A 3475-nucleotide genomic window follows, 5' to 3' on the forward strand; every position below is an offset into this window, starting at 1 on the left:
CTGAACATCGCACCCATCTCTACCTTGGCTCCACGCATGATCGAATCCCTCCGTGCCCTGTTCCGGCAATTATACCACGGACTTTTTCAGCAGCCTGTTAAGTTATAGAAGGGCGGTTTCAAGATTGAAGCGCAACACCAGCGCGTAACTCTCTGACTTGCTGTGCCATCACTTCGGCGGGTGTTCTAAAACCCAGGGTTTTCCTTGGGCGATTATTGAGTTCCTCGGCGACCTGCGTCAAGTGACAGCCTCTTCCAATGACACATGAGCCTAAAGGGAGGGCGTGATTCCAAGGTGAAGTGAGCCTGAACGGTCTGGGTTTGGGATCATCGGAGGATGATCGTGACACTCAAGACTCAAGGACTACAGACCCTCGACCAGATCCGCGCTTTTGTGGAAGGTGCCCAGGCCCTCGATTTTGCCGCCCCAGCCCGAGACGAGGCGTATGACTGGATTGCCGGCGAGCTGCGCCGCTTCCAGTACGTGCGCTTGGGCAAGGTTGCCCGAGGATGGCTGCACCGCTACTTGGAGAAGGTGACGGGCTTATCCCGCGCGCGGGTGACCCGTCTGATCACGCAATTCCGGGCCGGCGGGCAGATCCGGGACCGGCGTGGTCCGCCCAGTAAGCCCTTTCCGCGCCGCTATACCGCAGCCGACGTGCAGGCCCTGGCGGAGCTGGATGCCTTGCATGACACGTTGTCGGGTCCGGCCACCCGCAAGCTCTGTGAGCGCGCTTATCGGGTATTTCACGACGCCCGCTATGAGCGCCTGGCGACGATTTCCAATGGCCATCTGTACAACCTTCGCCACTCCCAGGGCTATCAACGCCAGCGTGGCCGTGTGGACAAGACACGGCCCGTCCAGGTGGCCATCGGGGAACGGCGCAAGCCCTACCCCGGCGGGAGACCCGGCTTTCTGCGGGTGGATTCCGTCCATCAGGGCGACCTGGATGGCATCAAGGGGCTATATCACATCAACCTCGTCGACGAGGTGACGCAGTTCCAGTTCGTGGGCTCCGTCGAACGCATCAGCGAGCGCTTCCTGCTGCCCGTTCTGGAGGCCCTGATCGACGCCTTTCCCTTTGTCGTGCACGGCGTTCACTCCGACAATGGCTCGGAATACATCAACAAACGCGTCGCCAGATTGCTGGAGAAACTGCGCGTCGAGCAGTTCACTAAATCCCGCGCCCGGCGCAGTAACGACAATGCGTTAGTGGAGTCCAAGAACGGGTCTGTGGTCCGCAAACATTTGGGCTACGCCCACATCCCGGGGCGCTTTGCCCGGCAGGTCAACGCCTTCGCTCAGGAGCTGCTCTCCCCGTACCTGAACTTCCATCGGCCGTGCTTCTTTCCGATAGAGGAGATCGACGCCAGAGGCCGACTACGGAAACGCTATCCCTACGCACAGATGATGACCCCTTACGACAAGCTCAAGTCTCTGGATCACGCCAGCCAGTACCTGAAGCCCGGCGTCAGCTTCGCAGGCCTGGATGCAATCGCCTACGCCAGCAGCGATAATGAGGCCGCTCTCTGCCTCCAAAAGGCTCGGGCAAAGCTCTTTCGTTCCATCAACAACGCCCAACACTCAGCCGCCTGACAGGCGCTCACTCCTGCCCCTCCTTCAGGCTCATCTCTGGATTGGAAAGAACTGTGACGTTGCGAATATTCCGACAGGTCAGTTCCCTTGGGGAAATACTGGCGCAGCAGGCCATTGGTATTCTCGTTTGTGGGGCGTTGCCACGGGCTGTGTGGGTCTGCGAAAAATACCCGGATTCCGACCCGCCGTTCCAGCTCCTGATGCCTTGCCATCTCTTTCCCTTGGTCATAGGTCAGTGTCTGTCGAAACACTTTGGGCAGACTGCGTAGCCGCCGCGTGAAGCCCTCCAGAACCGATTCTGCTGTAGCGTCATCGACCCGTGCCAAGATCACGAATCGACTGCTCCGGTCGACTAAGGTGCCAATGGCGCTGCCGTTGTAGGCCCCCTTGATGAGATCCCCTTCCCAATGGCCTGGCACCTCCCGTCCTTCGGCCTCTGCAGGCCGCTCACGGATAGAACGCATGTTCCGTATACCACCCCTGCGGTCCTTCCCACGGCTGCGCGGACGACGCTTCTGATGCCCCTGGCGCAGAGCATCAATGAGTGCCGCTTTCAGCTCTCCTGCCGGATGCGCATAGATGTACTGGTAGATCGTTTCGTGACTGACCTGTTGAGCTTTGTCCTCGGGGTGTTCCACACGCAGCCTCCCAGCCACCTGCTCTGGCGACCATTTCTGGTCCAGAATGGCTGTGGTGACCTGTTCCGTCAACGCCGAACCCATGACCAGCTTGCGTGCGCCTCTATGCCTCCGCTGCGAGCCAGGAGAGCGAAGCGGGGGCGAGTAGTCCCCAGTAGGCAGCGCGGCGAACTGCATCCGCCGAAACGACCGCGTAGCTGGGAGTGTAGGCGCGTGCTGTGCCGCATGGCTGCCGTAAAGTCATTCGGGAGCCGGAGTGTGCCGCCTGCGCCCCAACGAGGGCGGGGCGACACGCCGGTGACCGGGACGGCTGGGGCTTATTATCTGGTCGGCAGCGCAAGGCCGGTCGCGCAACGACGCGCGAAAAGGCTTGCTGAGCACGCCGACTCGCTTTCTGGACTGGGCTCTCTCCCGTCCCGAGACAGCATCATAGCTGCTACCAACCCAGCCTCGGCGACGCTCCCGGCTCAGGGTACTGACATCACGCTGCAACTCTTTCGCCATGCCCCTCAAGCTCATCCCTTGGTTCAGTCCGCGCTGCAACCGATTCCTCTCATCCATGCTCAACTGCTGATACCTCTTGCCCATACTCCACCTCCAGCCCCATTGGACCAAAGGTATTGCACTTCATTTCTGAGCCGGCCAAGATTTGTGCGGCCATATAGAAAATGAACGTTGTGTATCGAGAGTATGCTCTTGCAGTGGGGAACATTGGTCCGGGTGAAGTAAATAGAACAACAATGGCACCAGCATGCTAAAATAGGAGGCAGAATGAATCCGCAAGAAACCTTGGCTACCCAGATCACTCATTATCTTCTCGGGATTCTGGGAGCAGGAGACACAGATCCTGCTCTGGATGAAGAAATCCCTGTCACGCTACAAAGGATCCTGGAACCTGTGGTGCAGCGCATCCGGGCGATGCAGGGGGCGGAAGGCAAGGCCCACCAGACGGCAGAATCGCTGCGCAATGTCACTGTGCAGGTAGATCACTCTGCCGAGGAGATCGAAGCCGCCGCCCAGGGTATGGCGGCGGCTTCCAAGAGCACCGCTGCGGTGATTCAGAACAATGAACACATCGTTCGGGACTTGCAGCAGAAGTTGCACGCGATTGGATCTACCCTGCAAGACATTCAACAGATTTCCTATCAAACCAATTTGCTGGCTCTGAATGCGGCAATTGAGGCCGCACGGGCGGGAGAACACGGGCGGGGCTTTGCCGTGGTGGCAGATGCGGTCCGGAA

The 3475-nt window shown here is 59.4% G+C and carries 2 protein-coding genes and 4 pseudogenes; 2 read left to right on the forward strand and 4 right to left on the reverse strand.

Annotated features, from left to right (window positions below):
* Positions 1–118: 118 nt before the first annotated feature.
* Positions 119–232 (reverse strand): annotated as a pseudogene (locus tag AB4090_RS14840) (IS30 family transposase); the annotation flags it as partial.
* Between the two features lie 110 nt (positions 233–342).
* Here AB4090_RS14840 and AB4090_RS14845 point away from each other — a divergent pair.
* Positions 343–1596 carry a hypothetical protein gene (locus AB4090_RS14845; RefSeq protein ID WP_369574657.1) on the forward strand — a complete coding sequence of 418 codons (1254 nt, stop codon included), beginning with the start codon at positions 343–345 and terminating at the stop codon, positions 1594–1596.
* 56 nt (positions 1597–1652) lie between these two features.
* Here AB4090_RS14845 and AB4090_RS14850 read toward each other — a convergent pair.
* From AB4090_RS14850 to AB4090_RS14860, 3 genes and pseudogenes are all read right to left on the reverse strand, one after another.
* A pseudogene (locus AB4090_RS14850) lies at positions 1653–2354 on the reverse strand (IS30 family transposase); the annotation flags it as partial.
* On the reverse strand, positions 2338–2478 hold the full coding sequence (locus tag AB4090_RS14855) for a hypothetical protein (protein ID WP_369574658.1): 141 nt from the start codon (positions 2476–2478) through the stop codon (positions 2338–2340). The pseudogene AB4090_RS14850 and the gene AB4090_RS14855, both read right to left, overlap by 17 nt.
* Positions 2479–2612: 134 nt before the next feature.
* Positions 2613–2822, reverse strand: a pseudogene (locus AB4090_RS14860) (helix-turn-helix domain-containing protein); the annotation flags it as partial.
* A gap of 519 nt (positions 2823–3341) precedes the next feature.
* Here AB4090_RS14860 and AB4090_RS14865 point away from each other — a divergent pair.
* Positions 3342–3475, forward strand: a pseudogene (locus tag AB4090_RS14865) (methyl-accepting chemotaxis protein); the annotation flags it as partial.

This window comes from Acidithiobacillus sp. IBUN Pt1247-S3, assembly GCF_041146875.1.
In the GTDB taxonomy this organism is placed as follows: Bacteria; Pseudomonadota; Gammaproteobacteria; order Acidithiobacillales; family Acidithiobacillaceae; genus Igneacidithiobacillus.

Bases quoted from the DNA above. Each gene is read 5' to 3' on its own strand.
- AB4090_RS14855 (WP_369574658.1), bottom strand. From the start codon at position 2,478: ATGACTTTACGGCAGCCATGCGGCACAGCACGCGCCTACACTCCCAGC.